The 16,410-nt window shown below is 70.1% G+C and carries 16 protein-coding genes and 1 pseudogene; 15 read left to right on the forward strand and 2 right to left on the reverse strand.

The features are described 5' to 3' along the window. The 9 genes from F6Q13_RS09075 to F6Q13_RS09115 all read left to right on the forward strand — a co-directional run. The coding region (locus F6Q13_RS09075; protein WP_293055369.1) for a hypothetical protein at positions 1 to 145 on the forward strand (145 nt) is incomplete at its 5' end. 36 nt (positions 146 to 181) lie between these two features. Beyond that, positions 182 to 1,417: a phosphoserine phosphatase SerB gene (serB, locus tag F6Q13_RS09080; RefSeq protein ID WP_293055298.1), complete on the forward strand. Its 1,236-nt coding sequence runs from the start codon at positions 182 to 184 to the stop codon at positions 1,415 to 1,417. A gap of 96 nt (positions 1,418 to 1,513) precedes the next feature. Then, positions 1,514 to 2,356 carry an ABC transporter ATP-binding protein gene (locus F6Q13_RS09085; RefSeq protein WP_293055300.1) on the forward strand — a complete coding sequence of 281 codons (843 nt, stop codon included), beginning with the start codon at positions 1,514 to 1,516 and terminating at the stop codon, positions 2,354 to 2,356. After that, the gene (locus tag F6Q13_RS09090; RefSeq protein WP_293055302.1) at positions 2,353 to 3,174 is read left to right on the forward strand and encodes an NUDIX domain-containing protein; all 822 of its coding nucleotides are present in this window, start codon (positions 2,353 to 2,355) and stop codon (positions 3,172 to 3,174) included. Before F6Q13_RS09085 ends, F6Q13_RS09090 begins: the two co-directional genes overlap by 4 nt. Further along, on the forward strand, positions 3,165 to 3,923 hold the full coding sequence (locus F6Q13_RS09095) for an enoyl-CoA hydratase (RefSeq protein WP_293055303.1): 759 nt from the start codon (positions 3,165 to 3,167) through the stop codon (positions 3,921 to 3,923). The genes F6Q13_RS09090 and F6Q13_RS09095 overlap by 10 nt, the downstream gene beginning before the upstream one ends. 59 nt (positions 3,924 to 3,982) lie before the next feature. Next, entirely contained in the window at positions 3,983 to 5,137 is a 1,155-nt protein-coding gene (locus F6Q13_RS09100; RefSeq protein WP_293055305.1) for a histidine phosphatase family protein, read from the forward strand. 14 nt (positions 5,138 to 5,151) lie between these two features. Further along, a complete protein-coding gene (locus F6Q13_RS09105; RefSeq protein ID WP_293055307.1) occupies positions 5,152 to 6,120 on the forward strand; it encodes a class I SAM-dependent methyltransferase in 969 nt (322 codons plus the stop codon). Beyond that, positions 6,078 to 7,289, forward strand: a complete 1,212-nt coding sequence (locus tag F6Q13_RS09110) for a class I SAM-dependent methyltransferase (RefSeq protein WP_293055371.1) — start codon at positions 6,078 to 6,080, stop codon at positions 7,287 to 7,289. Before F6Q13_RS09105 ends, F6Q13_RS09110 begins: the two co-directional genes overlap by 43 nt. Positions 7,290 to 7,343: 54 nt before the next feature. Further along, on the forward strand, positions 7,344 to 8,033 hold the full coding sequence (locus tag F6Q13_RS09115; protein ID WP_293055309.1) for an esterase: 690 nt from the start codon (positions 7,344 to 7,346) through the stop codon (positions 8,031 to 8,033). Between the two features lie 6 nt (positions 8,034 to 8,039). Here F6Q13_RS09115 and F6Q13_RS09120 read toward each other — a convergent pair whose 3' ends face one another. Beyond that, positions 8,040 to 9,314 carry a PQQ-binding-like beta-propeller repeat protein gene (locus tag F6Q13_RS09120; protein WP_293055311.1) on the reverse strand — a complete coding sequence of 425 codons (1,275 nt, stop codon included), beginning with the start codon at positions 9,312 to 9,314 and terminating at the stop codon, positions 8,040 to 8,042. A gap of 112 nt (positions 9,315 to 9,426) precedes the next feature. Between F6Q13_RS09120 and F6Q13_RS09125 the strand changes: the two genes are divergently transcribed. Then, positions 9,427 to 10,164: an acyltransferase gene (locus F6Q13_RS09125; RefSeq protein ID WP_293055313.1), complete on the forward strand. Its 738-nt coding sequence runs from the start codon at positions 9,427 to 9,429 to the stop codon at positions 10,162 to 10,164. 33 nt (positions 10,165 to 10,197) lie between these two features. After that, on the forward strand, positions 10,198 to 11,544 hold the full coding sequence (locus F6Q13_RS09130) for a deoxyribodipyrimidine photo-lyase (RefSeq protein ID WP_293055315.1): 1,347 nt from the start codon (positions 10,198 to 10,200) through the stop codon (positions 11,542 to 11,544). Here F6Q13_RS09130 and F6Q13_RS09135 read toward each other — a convergent pair. Then, positions 11,540 to 13,585, reverse strand: a pseudogene (locus F6Q13_RS09135) (MMPL family transporter); the annotation flags it as partial. The gene F6Q13_RS09130 and the pseudogene F6Q13_RS09135 overlap by 5 nt on opposite strands. A gap of 63 nt (positions 13,586 to 13,648) precedes the next feature. Here F6Q13_RS09135 and F6Q13_RS09140 point away from each other — a divergent pair. The 4 genes from F6Q13_RS09140 to fni are packed head-to-tail and all read left to right on the forward strand — an operon-like array spanning position 13,649 to position 16,397. Next, complete coding sequence (locus F6Q13_RS09140) at positions 13,649 to 14,197, forward strand: MarR family transcriptional regulator (RefSeq protein ID WP_293055317.1); 549 nt, start codon at positions 13,649 to 13,651, stop codon at positions 14,195 to 14,197. Positions 14,198 to 14,199: 2 nt separating this feature from the next. Continuing rightward, complete coding sequence (locus F6Q13_RS09145; RefSeq protein WP_293055319.1) at positions 14,200 to 14,844, forward strand: heme-binding protein; 645 nt, start codon at positions 14,200 to 14,202, stop codon at positions 14,842 to 14,844. A gap of 13 nt (positions 14,845 to 14,857) precedes the next feature. Further along, positions 14,858 to 15,361 (forward strand): TspO/MBR family protein, encoded by a 504-nt coding sequence (locus tag F6Q13_RS09150; RefSeq protein ID WP_293055321.1) that lies wholly within the window; start codon positions 14,858 to 14,860, stop codon positions 15,359 to 15,361. Beyond that, positions 15,351 to 16,397 (forward strand): type 2 isopentenyl-diphosphate Delta-isomerase, encoded by a 1,047-nt coding sequence (gene fni, locus F6Q13_RS09155; RefSeq protein WP_293055323.1) that lies wholly within the window; start codon positions 15,351 to 15,353, stop codon positions 16,395 to 16,397. The genes F6Q13_RS09150 and fni overlap by 11 nt, the downstream gene beginning before the upstream one ends. Positions 16,398 to 16,410 lie beyond the last annotated feature (13 nt).

A 16,410-nucleotide genomic window follows, 5' to 3' on the forward strand; every position in this document is an offset into this window, starting at 1 on the left:
GCTGCCCCGCATCCGCTCCGAGCGCCCGGCCTTCGAGCTGCACTACCCCCACATGGTCCCCCGGTTGCGCGCCGAAGCGCACGTCGGCCGGTCGCACAGCCTGGAGAGCGACGACACCGCCCGAGCTGTCGGCGCCGCCACCTGATGGGCGATAGCGGCTCCGTTCCCGGATGAGCCGCGCGTGAACACGACACCCAAGGCGTCGGTGCTGATCACCGTCACCGGTGTCGACCGGCCGGGGGTGACCTCAGCGCTGTTCGAAGTGCTGTCGGCCCATAAAGTCGAGCTGCTCAACGTCGAACAAGTCGTGATTCGCGGCCGGCTGACCCTGGGCGTGCTGGTGGCGGCGGCACCGGAAGTCGCCGAGGGACGGTCGCTGCGGCACGACGTCGAGTCCGCCATCCACCGGGTCGGCCTGGACGTCACGATCGAGCGCAGTGACGATCAGCCGATCATCCGCGAGCCGTCGACCCACACCATCATCATGCTGGGCCGGCCGATCACGGCCGAGGCCTTCGGCAAGTTGGCCCGGGAGGTGGCCGCGCTGGGCGCCAACATCGACGTCATCCGCGGCGTCTCCGACTATCCGGTCACCGGCCTGGAGTTGCGGGTCTCGGTGCCGCCCGGGATCGGCGGCCGGCTGCACTCCACGTTGACCCGGGTGGCCGCCGACGCCGGCGTGGACGTGGCGGTCGAGGACTACACCCTGTCCCGGCGGGCCAAGCGGCTCATCGTGTTCGACGTCGATTCGACGTTGGTCCAGGGCGAGGTGATCGAGATGCTGGCCGCCCGGGTGGGCGTCGCCGACGCCGTCGCGGCCATCACCGACGCGGCGATGCGCGGGGACATCGACTTCGCCGAGTCGCTGCAGCAGCGGGTCGCCGTGCTGGCCGGGCTTCCCGTCGCAGTGCTCGACGAGGTCGCCGGTCAGTTGGAACTGACCCCGGGGGCGCAAACGACGCTGCGCACCCTGCGCCGACTGGGTTTTCACATCGGGGTGGTGTCGGGGGGTTTTCGGCAGGTGATCGAACCGCTCGCGCGCGAGCTGATGCTGGATTTCGTCGCCGCCAACGAGCTGGAAATCGCCGACGGCAAACTCACCGGGCGAGTTGTCGGCCCGATCATCGACCGGGCCGGCAAAGCCAAGGCGCTGCGCGACTTCGCCCACCAGGCCGGGGTGCCGCTGGAGCAGACCGTGGCCGTCGGCGACGGCGCCAACGACATCGACATGCTGGCCACGGCCGGCCTCGGGGTGGCCTTCAACGCCAAACCGGCGCTGAGGGAAGTTGCTGACGCCTCACTGAGCTACCCGTACCTGGACACCGTGCTGTTCTTGCTCGGTGTCACGCGGGCCGAGATCGAGGCTGCCGACGCGATCGACGGCACCCTGCGCCGCGTCGAGATCCCGCCCGAGTGACCCGGGCGAGCCGGGACCCCGTCGCGGTACCCGCACCTGGGGTTCTGGAGGCGACCCCGCAGCCGTTCGGGCGCGCGGGTACGGCACGATGGTCGGGTGCCCGAAACCGAAGCCGCAGCAGGCGACCCGGACCTGCTGATCGACTTTCACGACGTTTCGCTGCGCCGTGACGGGCGCGTTCTGGTCGGGCCGCTGAGCTGGACGGTCGAGCTCGACGAACGCTGGGTGATCGTCGGGCCCAACGGCGCCGGCAAAACGTCGCTGCTGCGCATCGCCGCCGCCACCGAGCACCCCTCGTCGGGTGTGGCCTTCGTGCTCGGGGAGCGGCTGGGCCGGGTCGACATGGCCGAGCTGCGCGCCCGGGTGGGTTTGAGCTCGTCGGTGCTGGCCAATCGGGTCCCCGGCGACGAAACGGTACGCGATCTGGTCGTCTCGGCCGGTTACGCGGTGCTGGGCCGATGGCGGGAGCGCTACGAGGACATCGACTACCACCGTGCCATCGACATGCTGGAAAGCCTCGGCGCCGAACATCTGGCCGAGCGCACCTACGGCACGCTGTCGGAAGGGGAGCGCAAACGGGTGCTGATCGCCCGGGCCTTGATGACCGACCCCGAGCTGCTGCTGCTCGACGAACCCGCCGCCGGCCTGGACCTGGGCGGCCGCGAGGAGCTGGTGGCCCGGCTGACCGATCTGGCCGCCGACCCCGACGCGCCGGCGCTGGTCCTGGTCACTCACCATGTCGAGGAGATCCCGCCCGGCTTCACCCACGGTCTGCTGCTCTCGGAGGGTCAGGTCGTCGCGGCGGGGCTGCTGCCCGACGTGCTCACCGCCGACAACCTCTCCGCGGCGTTCGGCCAATCGATCGCCGTGGACGTCATCGACGGGCGGTACTTCGCCCGCCGTACCCGCACCCGCGCCGCCCACCGGAGGGAGCAATGACCAAGACCGGCGAGGGGTTCACCCCGTTGACCCCGCGGCCGGCGGCAACCGTGATGCTGGTCCGCGACACCCCTGACGGCATCGCGGTGTTTCTGATGCGCCGGCACTCCGCCATGGATTTCGCCGCGGGAGTGACGGTGTTTCCCGGCGGCGGCGTCGACGAGCGCGACCGCAACGCCGGCATCGCCTGGGTCGGCCCGCCGCCGTCATGGTGGGCCCGGCGGTTCGGAATCGAACCCGACCTGGCCGAAGCGCTGGTGTGCGCGGCCGCACGCGAGACGTTCGAGGAATCCGGAGTGCTCTTCGCCGGACCGGCCGACGACCCGGACAGCATCCTCGGCACCCTCACGCAAGCCTCGCCGTACCGGCAGGCTCGGCAGGCATTGGCCGACGGGACGCTGTCGTTCGGCGATTTCCTGCGCCGGGAAAACCTGGTGCTGCGGGCCGATCTGCTGCGGCCGTGGGCCAACTGGGTCACCCCGGAGGCCGAACGCCGGCGCCGCTATGACACGTACTTTTTCGTCGCGGCGTTGCCGGCGGGCCAGTGTGCCGACGGGGACAACCCCGAATCCGACGGCGCCGGCTGGGTCACGGCGGAGGCGGCCCTCGCCGACTTCGCCGCGGGGCGGACCTTTTTGCTGCCGCCGACCTGGACGCAGCTGGATTCGCTGGCGGGCCGCACCGTGGCCGAGGTGCTGGGAATCGAGCGTCAGATCGTCGCGGTGCAACCCGAGCTGGCGTTCACCGGCGACAACTGGCGCATTGAGTTCTTCGACTCCGACCGCTACCACCAAGCCCTGGGTCGACGATGGCGCTGAGAGAGTTCGCCGGCGTCCACCTGGACGCCCAGCGGCCGGGCCTGGGCACCCTGGTGCTGTCGCGGCCGCCCGCCAACGCGCTGACCCGCCAGTTCTACCGCGAAATCAGCTCTGCGGCAAAGGAGTTGGCGACCTGCTCCGAGGTCGCCGGGGTGATACTGTTCGGCGGGCAGGAGATCTTCTCCGCCGGCGACGACCTGCGCGCGCTGCGGGCGTTGACTCTCGGCGAGGCGCACACCTGGGTGGCGGTGCGCCGCGAGGGCATCGACGCGGTGGCGGCGATCCCCAAACCGACCGTCGCGGCAATCACCGGATACGCGCTGGGCGCCGGACTGAGTCTGGCGCTGGCCGCCGACTGGCGGGTCAGCGGCGACAACGCGAAGTTCGGCGCAACGGAGATTTCGGCCGGCGTGACCCCCGACGCGGGAGGCATCGCCCGGCTGACCCGGGCGGTGGGAGTCAGCCGGGCCAAGGAGCTGCTCTACAGCGGTCGTTTCGTCGGCGCCGAGGAGGCGCTGGCGTTGGGTGTCATCGACGAAATGGTGGCCCCCGACGACGTCTACGACGCCGCGGCGGCGTGGGCGAGCCGCTTCGTCGACGCCCCCCGCCAAGCGCTGGCCGCGGCCAAGGCCAGTGTCGACGAGGTGTTCGAGCCGACCACGGCCGAGCGGCCGGCCGCCGACCGCGGCCGTTACGGGCCGGTGTTCAGCGCCGCGCCGGCGGGCCGGGGTCGCGCCGTCCAATCCTGACCGCGTCGTCTACGGTGATGAGACGCACACCGTGCCGCCGAGGCCAGACGGGAGATGCCATGTTGCCCGCACACCAGGTCACGCCCGCCTTGTCCGGCAAGCGGTTCCGCTGCGCTGCGGTCGCACTGGCCGCGGCGGTGCCGCTGTTTGCCGGATCGGCGACGGCGTGGGCCGACGACGTCGAGTCGATCACGCTGGACTTCGTGCGACACGGGCAATCGCTGGCCAACGCCGAGGGCCTGCTCAGCACGGAGGTGCCCGGACCCGAGCTCACCGAGCTGGGCCAGCAAGAGGCGCAGGCCGTCGCCGAGGTGCTGCAGCCGGGAGCCCCCTACGCCGGGCTGTATGACTCGGAGCTGATCCGCACGCAGGAGACCGCGGCGCCGCTGGCCGAGGCGCTGCATATGCGACCGGAGACATTGCCCGGGCTCAACGAGATCGGTGCCGGGATTTACCAGGGCGCGGACATCAGCCTGTTGGAGAGCCTTTTTCACGGCGGCTCGCTGGGCGCCGTGTCGCTGCCCGAGATCGTCGGGACTTTCGAGGGGTTGCTCTACGGGGCGGCGCCGTTCCTGTGGACGCTCGGACTGCTGGCCGTGCCGATTCCGTTCTCCACCGACCCCAACGGGGCGGCGTTCGACGAGAGCTTCGGCGCTGCCGTTCAAACGATCTATGACAACACCGTCGCCAGCACGACGGGCAGCTCGACCGATGTGGCGTTTTCCAGCCAGGAGGCGATCAGCACCTGGACGATGCTCAACGTCAACAATCCTGACCCGCTGCTCACGCTCACCGACATGCTGCCCAACACCGGTATCGTCGTGGTCGACGGCAGCCCCCAGGACGGTTGGACCCTGGTCAGCTGGGACGGGCGGCCCATCGGGCCGGCGTCGTTGCCCACGCAACTCTTCGTCGATGTGCGCGACCTGCTCGTTGCGCCGCAACTGGCGGCCTACAACATCTGGCAGGCCGTCCTCACCGGCGATCCGACCACCATCGTGGAGGCGATGTTGGCCAATGTCGGCGACGTCGGCGCGGCGGTCGTGCAGTTCCCCGTCTCGGTGATCGACGACATCGTCAACGCCCTGCGCGACTCGCTGAGCACCGTGACCGGTACCGACCCGGCCGACGTGCTCCCGGCGGCGGCCGGAGTGGCTGGACTACTGCCCGGCGAGCTGGGCACGGCGGCCCTGGAATCCCTCGCGGCGTTGTGAGCGGGCCGGACACCATGACGCGTACCGATCCCGCGCCGCGGCCGCGCGCGACGGCTGAGCAGGTCGAGGCGGCCCGGCACGACAGCAAGCTGGCCCAGGTGCTCTACCACGACTGGGAAGCCGAGAACTACGACGAGAAGTGGTCGATCTCTTATGACCAGCGCTGCGTCGACTACGCGCGGGGCTGCTTCGACGCCGTCGTCCCCGCTACCGAGATCCGGCGGCTGCCCTACGACCACGCCCTCGAATTGGGCTGCGGCACCGGGTTTTTCCTGCTCAACCTGATCCAGTCCGGGGTGGCGCGGCGCGGCGCCGTCACCGACCTGTCACCGGGCATGGTCGACGTCGCCACCCGCAACGGCCGGTCGCTGGGCCTCGACATCGACGGCCGGGTCGCCGACGCCGAACGCATCCCCTACGACGACGACACCTTCGACCTGGTGGTGGGTCACGCCGTGCTGCACCACATCCCCGACGTGCAACTGGCGCTGCGGGAGGTGCTGCGGGTGCTGCGGCCCGGCGGCCGCTTCGTGTTCGCCGGCGAACCGACCACCGTCGGCGACCGCTACGCCAGGGCATTGTCGACGCTGACCTGGCGGGTCATCACCACCGTGACCAGATTGCCCGGTCTGCGCGGTTGGCGGCGCCCGCAGGCCGAGCTCGACGAGTCCTCGCGCGCGGCCGCGCTGGAGGCCCTCGTCGACCTGCACACGTTCACGCCCGCCGAGCTGGAACGGATAGCGGCGCGCGCCGGCGCGGCCGCCGTGCACACCGCCACCGCCGAGTTCACCGCGGCCATGCTGGGGTGGCCGCTGCGCACTCTCGAGTGCGCGGTACCGCCGGGCTGGCTGGGCTGGGGCTGGGCGAAGTTCGCGTTCACCAGCTGGAAGACGCTGAGCTGGGTCGACGAGAACCTGTGGCGCCGGGTGGTGCCCAAGGGCTGGTTTTACAACGTGATGATCACCGGGCTCAAACCGTCCTGAACTTCGGTCTGGACGACGTCGCGTATCTGACGTCAAAGACGGGATCTGCGGCGCTGGCCGTCGTGGACAGCCTGGCGCTGACCGACCGGGTCGCCGACATCGCCTGGCTGCGGTCCCGCTTCGGCGAGCGCACTCCGGCGCTGGTGGAAACGGTGCTGCTGCGGCGACGCGCGGCCGCCAAACTACCCGGCAGCGGAGAGTGGCTGTTCACCGACGAGGCGCTGCAACAGGCCAGTGCCGCGCCGGTGGCCCGGCACCGGGCGCAGCGGCTGGCCGGCCGGATCGTGCACGACGTCACCTGCTCGATCGGCACCGAACTGGCCGCGCTGCGCGGCGTGGCGGCCCGAACCGTGGGTAGTGACGTCGACCCGGTCCGGCTGGCGATGGCGCGGCACAACCTGGGCGCCAACACCGAGTTGGTGCGCGCCGACGCACTGCACCCGGTGACCCGCACCACCACCGTCGTCGCCGACCCCGCGCGCCGCCGCCACGGGCGGCGGCGGTTCCGCCTGCATGAGTACCGTCCCGCCCTGGCCGAATTGCTCGACGTCTACCGGGGACGGCCGCTTGTGGTCAAGTGCGCGCCCGGCATCGATTTCGACCAGGTCCGGCGGCTGGGATTCGACGACGAGATCGAGGTGACATCGTACGGCGGCTCGGTGCGGGAGGCCTGCCTGTGGTCGGCCGAGGTGGCCGAGCCCGGGGTACGCCGCCGCGCCACGGTCCTCGACAGCGGTGAGCAGATCACCGACGCCGAGCCGGACGACTGTCCCACCCGGCCCGCCGGGCGGTGGATCGTCGAGCCCGACGGCGCGGTGGTGCGCGCCGGTCTGGTGCGCCAGTACGGGGCCCGGCACGGGCTCTGGCAACTCGACCCGAACATCGCCTACCTGTCCGGGGATCGGCTGCCGCCGGGAGTGCGGGGTTTCGAGGTTCTCGCCCAGCTGCGGTTCGACGAGCGGCGGTTACGGTTGGCCCTGGCCGCGTTGAGCTGCGGCGCGCTGGAGATCCTGGTGCGCGGGGTGGACGCCGACCCCGATGCCCTGCGGCGCCGGCTGCGGCTGCGCGGGGATCGGCCGCTGGCGGTCATCCTCACCCGCGTCGGGCCCCGGCGGGCCGGCACAGCGACGGCGTTCGTTTGCCACCCGGCGCGATGGGGACCCGGGTAGGCTGTCGACGCGGCGTTTCCGCCGTTTTTCTTACCTCACGAGGACCGGTGGAACATGCGCACCTCAATCCTGGCCACACTGTTGGCGGCCGGAGCCGCGGCGGTGTTGCCGGGCCGGGCGGTTACCGCCGCCGATCCCTGCACCGGCATGGGCGGCACGGTCGAACCCGGGCAGATGTGCCACGTGCAGGCCGGCAACACCACCTACATGCTGGACATGACCTTCCCGATCGACTACCCCGACGAGCAGGCGCTCACCGATTATCTGGCCCAGAATCGGGACGGCTTCGTCAACGTCGCGGCGACGTCGGGTCCCCGCGAGACGCCCTACCAGATGGAGGTGACTTCCGAGCAGCAACATTCCGGGCAACCCCCGCACGGCACCCGCAGCGTGGTGCTCAAGGTCTTCGAAGACCTCGGCGGCCCCCGTCCGTCGACCTCCTACAAGTCGTTCAACTACAACCTCGACCGGCGTGAGCCGATCACGTTCGACACCCTGTTTGCGCCCGGCAGCAAACCGCTGAACGCGATCTACCCGCTCGTTCAGCGCGACGTGAGCCGGCAGAACGGGCTGGGTGGTGCGATCCTGCCGGGGGCCGGCCTGGACCCGTCGCACTATCAGAACTTCGCCATCACCGACACCGACCTGATCTTCTACTTCGCCCCGGGCGAACTGCTGCCGTTGCCCGCCGGTCCGGCGGTGGCGAGTGTCCCGCGCAACGCCATCCCGCCGTTGGCGCTGTAGCGGCGCCTACTGCGGCGCGAAGCTGTAGACCTGGCCGTCACTGGTGGCCGTGACGACACCGCGATCGGCGCCTATCGACACCCCGACCGGGTATCCGCCGGCGTCGGGGAGCGGATAGCTGCCCAGGGTGTGGCCGTCGCCCGGATCGAAGACCAGCAGCGACATCGTGGGCTCCCCGCGTACGACGGTGTAGCCTACGCGACCGGCCAGGCTCGACGTGGACAGCGGGGTGACGTCGTCGCGGCGCCACACCTGGTCGGCGTGGTCGCCGGCGTCGTTGAACGCGACCAGTTGGGTGTCTGGCCCGCCGCCGGACACGATCAGGCCGCCGGGGGTGACGGTCGGCGGCGTTTGCGCCAAGAACTTCAGCGGCACCGACCATTTCGGTTTCCCGTCGGCGGCATGCAATGCCCACAGCCGTTCGTCGCGGCCGTTGACGTAGACGGTCGACCCGTCGGCGGACAGGACCGGGCTGGCGAGCACCCCGGCGGCGACGGCGTCGCTGGTCCACTCAGTGGTGAGCAACGCGCTCTGGCCCGGATGGTATTTGAGCCCGACCACCACTGCCGCCGGCGTGCCCGGTCGCCACAGACCCAGCACCACCATGCCGCTGGCGGCGGAAAACGCCGGCGCGGCCGCGACCGGGCAGTCCGGTCCGGCCGGCGCGCAATCGGACAGGCCACGCGTCGAATCGGTCGGATCGACGCCGTCGACCAGGTCCACGGCACTGCCCACGACGGTGCCGCGGTGCGCGTCGAACACCAGCACCTGGCCCAGGTGGGTGACCACGAGCAGTTGGCCTTTGTCCAGAATGCGCGGCGTGGCGGGCATCCCGATCACCGCCGCCCGCCAGCGGGTCCACTGGGTGGGCGGAAACGACAGGATCGTGCCGGGCTGGCCGACGTAGAGGTTGTCGAAACCGTCGAACAACGGCCCGGCGAAGTCGCCGCCCTGTACCAGCCGGACGCACCAGCGCTGCCGGCCGCTGTCGGCGTTTTCCCACTCCATCAGCGAACAGCCGTTCGGGGTGCGCGCGTTCAGTGCCAGCCAGCCGCGGCCGGACAGGGCCGCCGCGGATCCCAGATTGCCCTGCACCGAACGGGTCCAGCGCAGCGTCAACGCGGTCGCGCCGGCCGTCGCGGTGTAGCTGCTGTTGGCGGCATCGCCGTACGGTGCCGGCCATCCCGGCGCAGGCGCGGCTTTGACCCACGAGTCCGTGTTCTGGCAGCCACCGGAGGCGACGGTCAACAACGCTGCCGCAGCGGCCGCGGCGCGCCGCACGACAACCGTTGCACCGGACGGCAACAGGGGGAGCGGCACAGCCCAGCGTAACCGGTGCGGCGGGTTCATCGCGCTACGGGATCTCCTCGTGGTCAGGCTAAGCTGTGCGGCCATGACGACCATGTGGGGCGCACCGCTGCATCGGCGGTGGCGGGGCTCGCTGCTGCGCGACCCGCGCCAGGCCAAGTTCCTCACGCTGGCATCGCTGAAGTGGGTGCTGGCCAACCGGGCCTACACTCCGTGGTACCTGGTGCGCTACTGGCGGCTGCTGAAGTTCAAGCTGGCCAATCCGCACATCATCACCCGCGGCATGGTGTTCCTCGGCAAGGACGTGGAGATCCACGCGACTCCGGAGCTCGCCCGGCTGGAGATCGGTCGCTGGGTGCACATCGGGGACAAGAACACGATCCGCGCCCACGAGGGCTCGCTGCGGTTCGGCGACAAGGTGGTGCTCGGCCGGGACAACGTCATCAACACCTACCTCGACATCGAGATCGGCGATTCGGTGCTGATGGCCGACTGGTGCTACGTCTGTGATTTCGACCACCGCATCGACGATGTCACGATCCCGATCAAAGACCAGGGCATCGTCAAGAGTCCGGTGCGCATCGGGCCCGACACCTGGGTCGGAGCGAAGGTGACGGTGCTGCGCGGCACCACCATCGGGCGGGGTTGCGTACTGGGCTCGCACGCGGTGGTGCGGGGCGACATTCCGGACTACTCGATCGCGGTCGGCGCGCCGGCCAAGGTGGTCAAGAACCGTCAGCTGGCCTGGGAGACCTCGGCAGCGCAGCGGGCCGAGCTGGCGGCCGCGCTGGCCGACATCGAGCGGAAGAAGGCGGCTCGCTGACCTGCCGGGCCGCTGCCGATGCAGGATGGGCTGGTGGTTGCCCTGCTGTGGTTTCGACGAGACCTTCGGTTGCGGGATCTGCCGTCGCTGCTGGCTGCCGCATCGGACGGTGACGAGGTGCTCGCCTGTTTTGTGCTCGATCCGCGCCTGGAGGCGTCGCCGGCCCGACGCCGGATGCAGTTTCTCGGTGACTCGTTGCGTCAGCTGCGGGAGCGCCTCGACGGCCGGTTGTTAATCACACGTGGGCGGCCAGAGGAACGTATTCCGTTGATCGCCAGGGAAATCGGAGCATCCTCGGTGCACGTCTCGGAGGATTTCGCCCCGTTCGGCCGGCGCCGCGACGAGCGGGTGGGCGCGGCATTGGGCGAGGTGCCGTTGGTGGCGACGGGCTCCCCGTACCTGGTCTCGCCCGGCCGGGTGACGAAAAGCGATGGGAGCCCGTACAAGGTGTTTACGCCGTTCATGCGGGCATGGCGCGACGCGGGATGGCGGGCGCCCGCGCGATCCGGTCCCGACACGGTGCGCTGGCTTGATCCGCAACAACTCTGCGCGGCGGTCGAGCCGGCCGAGATCCCCGATCCGGGTGTGTCATTGGACCTGCCGGCCGGCGAGGACGCCGCGCTGAGCCGATGGCGTGAGTTCGTCCGGGACAGGCTGGAGCACTACGCCGAGGACCGCAACCGCCCCGACCTTGACGGCACCAGCCGGATGTCGGCCCATCTGAAGTTCGGCACCATTCATCCGCGCACCATGGTGGCCGACTTGGATCTGCGTGGAGCCGGGCCGCGAGCGTTCCTGCGCGAGTTGGCTTTCCGTGACTTCTACGCGACCGTGTTGTACCACTGGCCGCACAGTGCCTGGTCGAACTGGAACCGTGATTTCGACGCGATCCAGATCGAGACCGGGCCCGAGGCCGAGCGGTTGTTCGCGGCGTGGAAGGCCGGTGAAACCGGATTCCCGATCGTCGACGCGGGGATGCGCCAATTGCGTGAAACCGGTTTCATGCACAACCGGGTGCGGATGATCACCGCGTCGTTCTTGGTCAAAGACCTGCACCTGCCCTGGCAGTGGGGCGCGCGGTGGTTTCTGGAGCAGTTGGTCGACGGGGACCTGGCCAGCAATCAGCACGGCTGGCAGTGGTGTGCGGGCAGCGGCACGGACGCGGCCCCGTATTTCCGGGTGTTCAATCCGGCCACTCAAGGCCAGAAGTTCGATCCCTCGGGTGATTACGTTCGGCGCTGGGTTCCCGAGCTGGCCGGCCTCGACGAGGTCCACCTGCCCACGGGCCCGCGCCCGCCGGGCTACCCGCAGCCGATCGTCGACCATGGCGCGGAGCGCGCCGAGGCGCTGCGCCGCTATCAGCGGATCGGCGCACAGTAGGCCACCAGATTGCAGGCCCGATCAGCGCGAACAGGGCAGGTATCACCAGCGTGCGAACCACGAAGGTGTCCAGCAGGATACCGAGGCCGACGATGATGCCCAGCTGAGTCAACACGATCAGCGGCAGCACACCGAGCACGCAGAACACCGCGGCCAGCACGATGCCCGCGCTGGTGATCACCGCCCCGGTGGCCGCGACCGCGCGCACCATGCCGTCACGGGTGCCGTACTGCGGGGTTTCCTCACGGGCGCGGGCGACCAGGAAGATCGTGTAGTCGACACCCAGAGCCACCAGGAACAAGAACGCGAACAGCGGTGTGCTGTTGTCCAGGGCCGGGAAACCGAACACGTGCATGCCGGTCCAGCCGCCCAGGCCCAGCGCCGCCAGTGCGCCGAGCACGCTGGCGGCCACCAGAACCGGCGGAGCCAGCACGGCGCGCAACAACGCGTAGAGCACCAGCAGCACGACGGCCAGAATCGCCGGGACCACCACAAGCCGGTCCCGTGCGGCGGCATCGCGGACGTCGAGAGCCTGGGCATCCGAACCCCCCACCAGTGCCGAGGAATCCACCGATGAGACTGAGCTACGCAGAGCGCGAACAGTTTCGAAAGCGGCCGCCGATGCCGGCGCGGCGTCGATCACCACCGACCACTGGGTCAATCCGGCGGGCGACTGCCCCATGGGGATCACCGACACCACCCCCGGTGTGGCCGTGATCGCTTGCTGCACCCGAGCCGCCCGCGCCGTCGCGGCGACGACGACGGTCGGGTCGGCGGCGCCGCCGGGGAAGTGGGCCGCCAGGATGTCGAACCCCGTCACCGAGTCGGCCCGAACGCGGAACTGCTCGGTCTGCGACAACCCGATACGCGTACCGAGCAAACCGGTTGCCGACAACGCCAGCACGCCGACGGCGACGGCGCAGACCGGGCCGGGACGCGAACCCACGACCGCCGCGACACGGTGCCAAACGCCCGCGCTGGGCGGTGCGACTCCGACCCGGGGAACGAACGGCCAGAACACTCGCCGGCCGAACAGCCCCAGCAGCGGGGGCAGCACGAGGAGCACGAACACCGCCGCGACGACCAGTCCACACGCCGCACACACACCCAGGCTTCGGGTGCTCGGAATCACCGCCAGCAGCAGCGTGAGCAGCGCCAACACCACGGTGGCGTTGCTGGCGACGATCGCGGGACCGGCGGCGCGCACCGCCGCGGCCAGCGCCGCGCGATGATCGTCGTGGCGGCGCAGTTCCTCTCGGTAGCGCGAAATCAGTAGCAGCGCGTAATCGGTGCCGGCCCCGAACACCAGCACGCTGGTGATGCCCGAGGTGGCGCCGTCGAACGTCAGGCCGGTGGCCCCGGCGACCGCGGTGCCGACCGCGCCGGTCACGCGATCGGCCAATCCGATCACGGCCAGCGGCACCAGCCACAGGATCGGCGAGCGGTACGTTGCCACCAGCAGCAGCGCGACGACCAGGGCGGTCACCACCAGCAGCGTGACGTTGGCGTCGGAGAACGCATCGGCGATATCGGCGCCGAATGCCGGGCCCCCGGTGACGTGCGCGAGCAGCTGTGGCGGCAGACCATGGGCCGCGGCGGCCCGTAGGGCCTTGACCGCCTCGGTGAGCGCCAATCCGGACAGATCGGCCCGCAGCGGGACGGTCGCGATCGCCGCCGTTCCGTCGGCGGCGCGGATTACCGGGGTGGGCGCGCCGGGCAGCACGGCAGGTCCCGTCTGCATGCGATCGCGCGCCGCGCCGGCGCCGGCCAGGTCGGCCGCCGTGAGTCGGGATCCGTCGTTTCGGGTGATGACCAGGATCGCCAGGGCCCGGTCCGCGTCGGGAAACCGGCGCAGCGCCTCGTTCGCCCGGGCCGACTCCGCGGACCGGGGGAGCAGCAGCGGGGACTGGCCGGCAGCATCATTGGCACCGGTCAGCGTCATGAAGCCCACTGCCGACACCACGATGCTCAGCGCCAGTAGCCATGATCGGCGCCCGCTCAGCAGGGTCGATACCCGATTCCACAGCACGCCACCGAGCATTTCACCCGTTTAAAAATTAATCAACTTAACAAAGCGACGTTTTAGCGATATCCTTGCCCTACGATGAACCCTGACCAGGGCAGCGTTGAGCGCACCGATCTCGAAGCGCTCATCATTGCCGACTCCCGCACCCTCAGCGCAGAATCCGACGAGATCGGCCGCCTGTTCGCCGGGCTCCACCAGGTCCACCTCAGCGACTTCCGCGCGCTGCTGCACGTGCTGGTGGCCGAAGCCGCCGGAACGCCGCTGTCGGCCGGGGAATTACGGCACAAGATGGGAGTCTCCGGCGCTGCGGTCACCTACCTGGTGGAACGCATGGTCGAGTCCGGTCACCTGCGACGTGAATCCGACCCCTCGGATCGCCGCAAGGTCATTTTGCGCTATGCCGATCACGGACGTGACGTCGCCGCGGCGTTCTTCGCCCCGCTGGGCACATACACCCATGAGGCGTTGGCCGACCTGCCCGACTCCGACCTGGCCGCCGCGCATCGGGTCTTCACCGCGCTCGTCGAGGCCATGCGGCGGTTCCGGGCCGAACTCGGCGCAGCGGGTGCCGACACCGCACCGCGGGACACGCCGGGCGACACGATCACGACGACCGGAAAGAGGTAACCATGGTGAAAGCATTGTTGTCGCTGCCGCTGCGGCTGCTCGAATTCGGCGGCTCGCTGGTGGGCATCCGCCACGGCACCGAAGAACCCCCCTACACCGTCGTGCAGCAGATTCCCGGTGCACAGATCCGGCGCTACGGCCCGCGTATCGCCGCCGAGACCACGGTGCAGTCCCGCGAGGAGACGGCGCGCACCGTCGGATTCCGCCGCCTGGCCCGCTACATCTTCGGAGCCAACCACACCCGGGCCAAGATCGCGATGACGGCTCCGGTCGCCCAGCAACCGGTCGGCGGCCGCGGCGAGAAGATCGCGATGACGGCGCCGGTGTCACTGGCCGCCGGCGGCGAGGGTCAATGGGTGATCAGGTTTTTCATGCCGGCCGACAAGACTTTGGAATCGCTTCCCGAGCCCGACGACGACGCCGTCACGCTGGTGACCATCCCGGAAGAAACCGTCGCGGTGCGCCGCTTCACCGGCAGCCGCAGCCCGCGGGCGATCGCCGCGCAGACCGCCGCATTGATGCGCGCTGTTCGTGATGCGGGCCTGGAACCGACCGGCAGCGCGGCAGCCTGGTTCTACGATCCGCCGTGGACCGCTCCGCTGTTGCGGCGCAACGAGGTTGTCGTACCCGTCAAGCCCAACCTGTGACGAAAGGATAGATGTGCGTATTTCCACCTTGATCGCCACCGGCTCGTCGGTGGCTGCCACGGCGGCGCTGGGCAGCCTGGCGAGCCGGCCGGCGGTTCGGTCGAATTGGTATGCCCGGCTGCGCAAGCCGGCCTATCAACCACCGGCGGTGGTGTTCCCCGTGGTCTGGCAGCTGCTCTACGCCGATATCGCGGCCGTCTCGGCGTCGACGATCGACGAGCTCGACGACCGCGGCGACACCCCGAAACGCCGGGCCTACCTGGCGGCGCTGGGCCTCAACCTCGTTCTCAACGCCGGCTGGTCGTGGTTGTTCTTCAACCGGCGGGCGTTGGGAGCCTCGGCGGTGTTGGCCGGGGCGCTGGCCGCGAGCAGCGCGGATCTGACCCGCCGGGCCGTCGACGTCCGGGGAGCGGCTGCGGCGCCGCTGGGCCTCTACCCGCTTTGGTGCACCTTCGCCACGGCGCTGTCCACTCACATCTGGCTGATCAACCGCCGGCGGAGACGCGATGCCGGCTGATCCGGACCCGATGACCGTCCGCAAACGCCGCCACATCGAGGTATGCCTGGGCGACGAGGTCGGCTACCGCGGTGTGAGCACCGGATTGGAACGCTACCGGCTGCCCTACAACGCGCTCACCCAAACCCGCCTCGACGACATCGACCTGCATGTCTTTTTCCTGGGCAAACGCCTGCGGGCCCCGGTGCTGGTGGGCGCGATGACCGGCGGTGCCGAGCTGTCGGCGACGATCAACCGGAACCTGGCCGCCGCCGCGCAGCGGCTGGGCATCGGGATGATGCTCGGCTCGCAGCGCATCATGTTGGACAGCGCGCTGGGCGAGCAGGCCGCCACCAGCTTCGCCGTGCGCGACGTGGCACCCGACGTCTTGTTGTTCGGCAATATCGGCCTGTCCCAGCTGAGCAAGGTCGATGTCGCCGACATTGCCGGGGCCCTCGATCGCATCGGAGCCGATGCCCTTGCGGTGCATACGAATCCGCTGCAGGAGGCGCTCCAGCGTGACGGTGACACCGACTTCACCGGCTCGCTTGTCCGGCTGCAGGAGGTGGCCGGCGAACTTGACTACCCCATTCTGCTGAAGGAGGTCGGCCACGGCATCGGCGCGGCCGCGGTCGCCGAGTTGATGCGGCTGCCGGGTGAGCTTCCGGTGGCCGCCATCGACGTCGCCGGGGCGGGCGGGACGTCCTGGTCGCGCGTGGAGCAGCTCGTGCGCTACGGCGAGCTGCGCTACCCGGACCTGGCCGACTGGGGCATACCGACCGCCCAGGCGCTCCTGGAGGTGCGCGCGGCGTTACCCGACATCCCGCTGGTTGCTTCCGGGGGTATCCGCACCGGCACGGACGCGGCCAAGGCGCTGGGGTTGGGTGCGACCGTGGTGTCGCTCGCGCGGCCGCTGCTGGGCGCAGCCATCGAATCGGCCGGCGCCGTGCTCGACCGGCTGACCCGGCTGATCGAAGAACTCCGCGTCTGTCTGCACGCCTGCGGCACCGTCGACCTGGCAGCGTTACGTCGTCTCGGTGTGTCGGCTATTCGCTAGCACGACAATCGGA

Origin of the sequence: Mycobacterium sp., from assembly GCF_008709575.1 — a bacterium.
In the GTDB taxonomy this organism is placed as follows: Bacteria; Actinomycetota; Actinomycetes; order Mycobacteriales; family Mycobacteriaceae; genus Mycobacterium.

Coding starts and splice junctions, on each gene's coding strand:
- F6Q13_RS09125 (WP_293055313.1), top strand. CDS start 9,427: ATGACGACCATGTGGGGCGCACCGCTGCATCGGCGGTGGCGGGGCTCG.
- F6Q13_RS09090 (WP_293055302.1), top strand. CDS start 2,353: ATGACCAAGACCGGCGAGGGGTTCACCCCGTTGACCCCGCGGCCGGCG.
- F6Q13_RS09100 (WP_293055305.1), top strand. CDS start 3,983: ATGTTGCCCGCACACCAGGTCACGCCCGCCTTGTCCGGCAAGCGGTTC.
- F6Q13_RS09145 (WP_293055319.1), top strand. CDS start 14,200: ATGGTGAAAGCATTGTTGTCGCTGCCGCTGCGGCTGCTCGAATTCGGC.
- F6Q13_RS09095 (WP_293055303.1), top strand. CDS start 3,165: ATGGCGCTGAGAGAGTTCGCCGGCGTCCACCTGGACGCCCAGCGGCCG.
- fni (WP_293055323.1), top strand. CDS start 15,351: ATGCCGGCTGATCCGGACCCGATGACCGTCCGCAAACGCCGCCACATC.
- F6Q13_RS09140 (WP_293055317.1), top strand. CDS start 13,649: ATGAACCCTGACCAGGGCAGCGTTGAGCGCACCGATCTCGAAGCGCTC.
- F6Q13_RS09115 (WP_293055309.1), top strand. CDS start 7,344: ATGCGCACCTCAATCCTGGCCACACTGTTGGCGGCCGGAGCCGCGGCG.
- F6Q13_RS09105 (WP_293055307.1), top strand. CDS start 5,152: ATGACGCGTACCGATCCCGCGCCGCGGCCGCGCGCGACGGCTGAGCAG.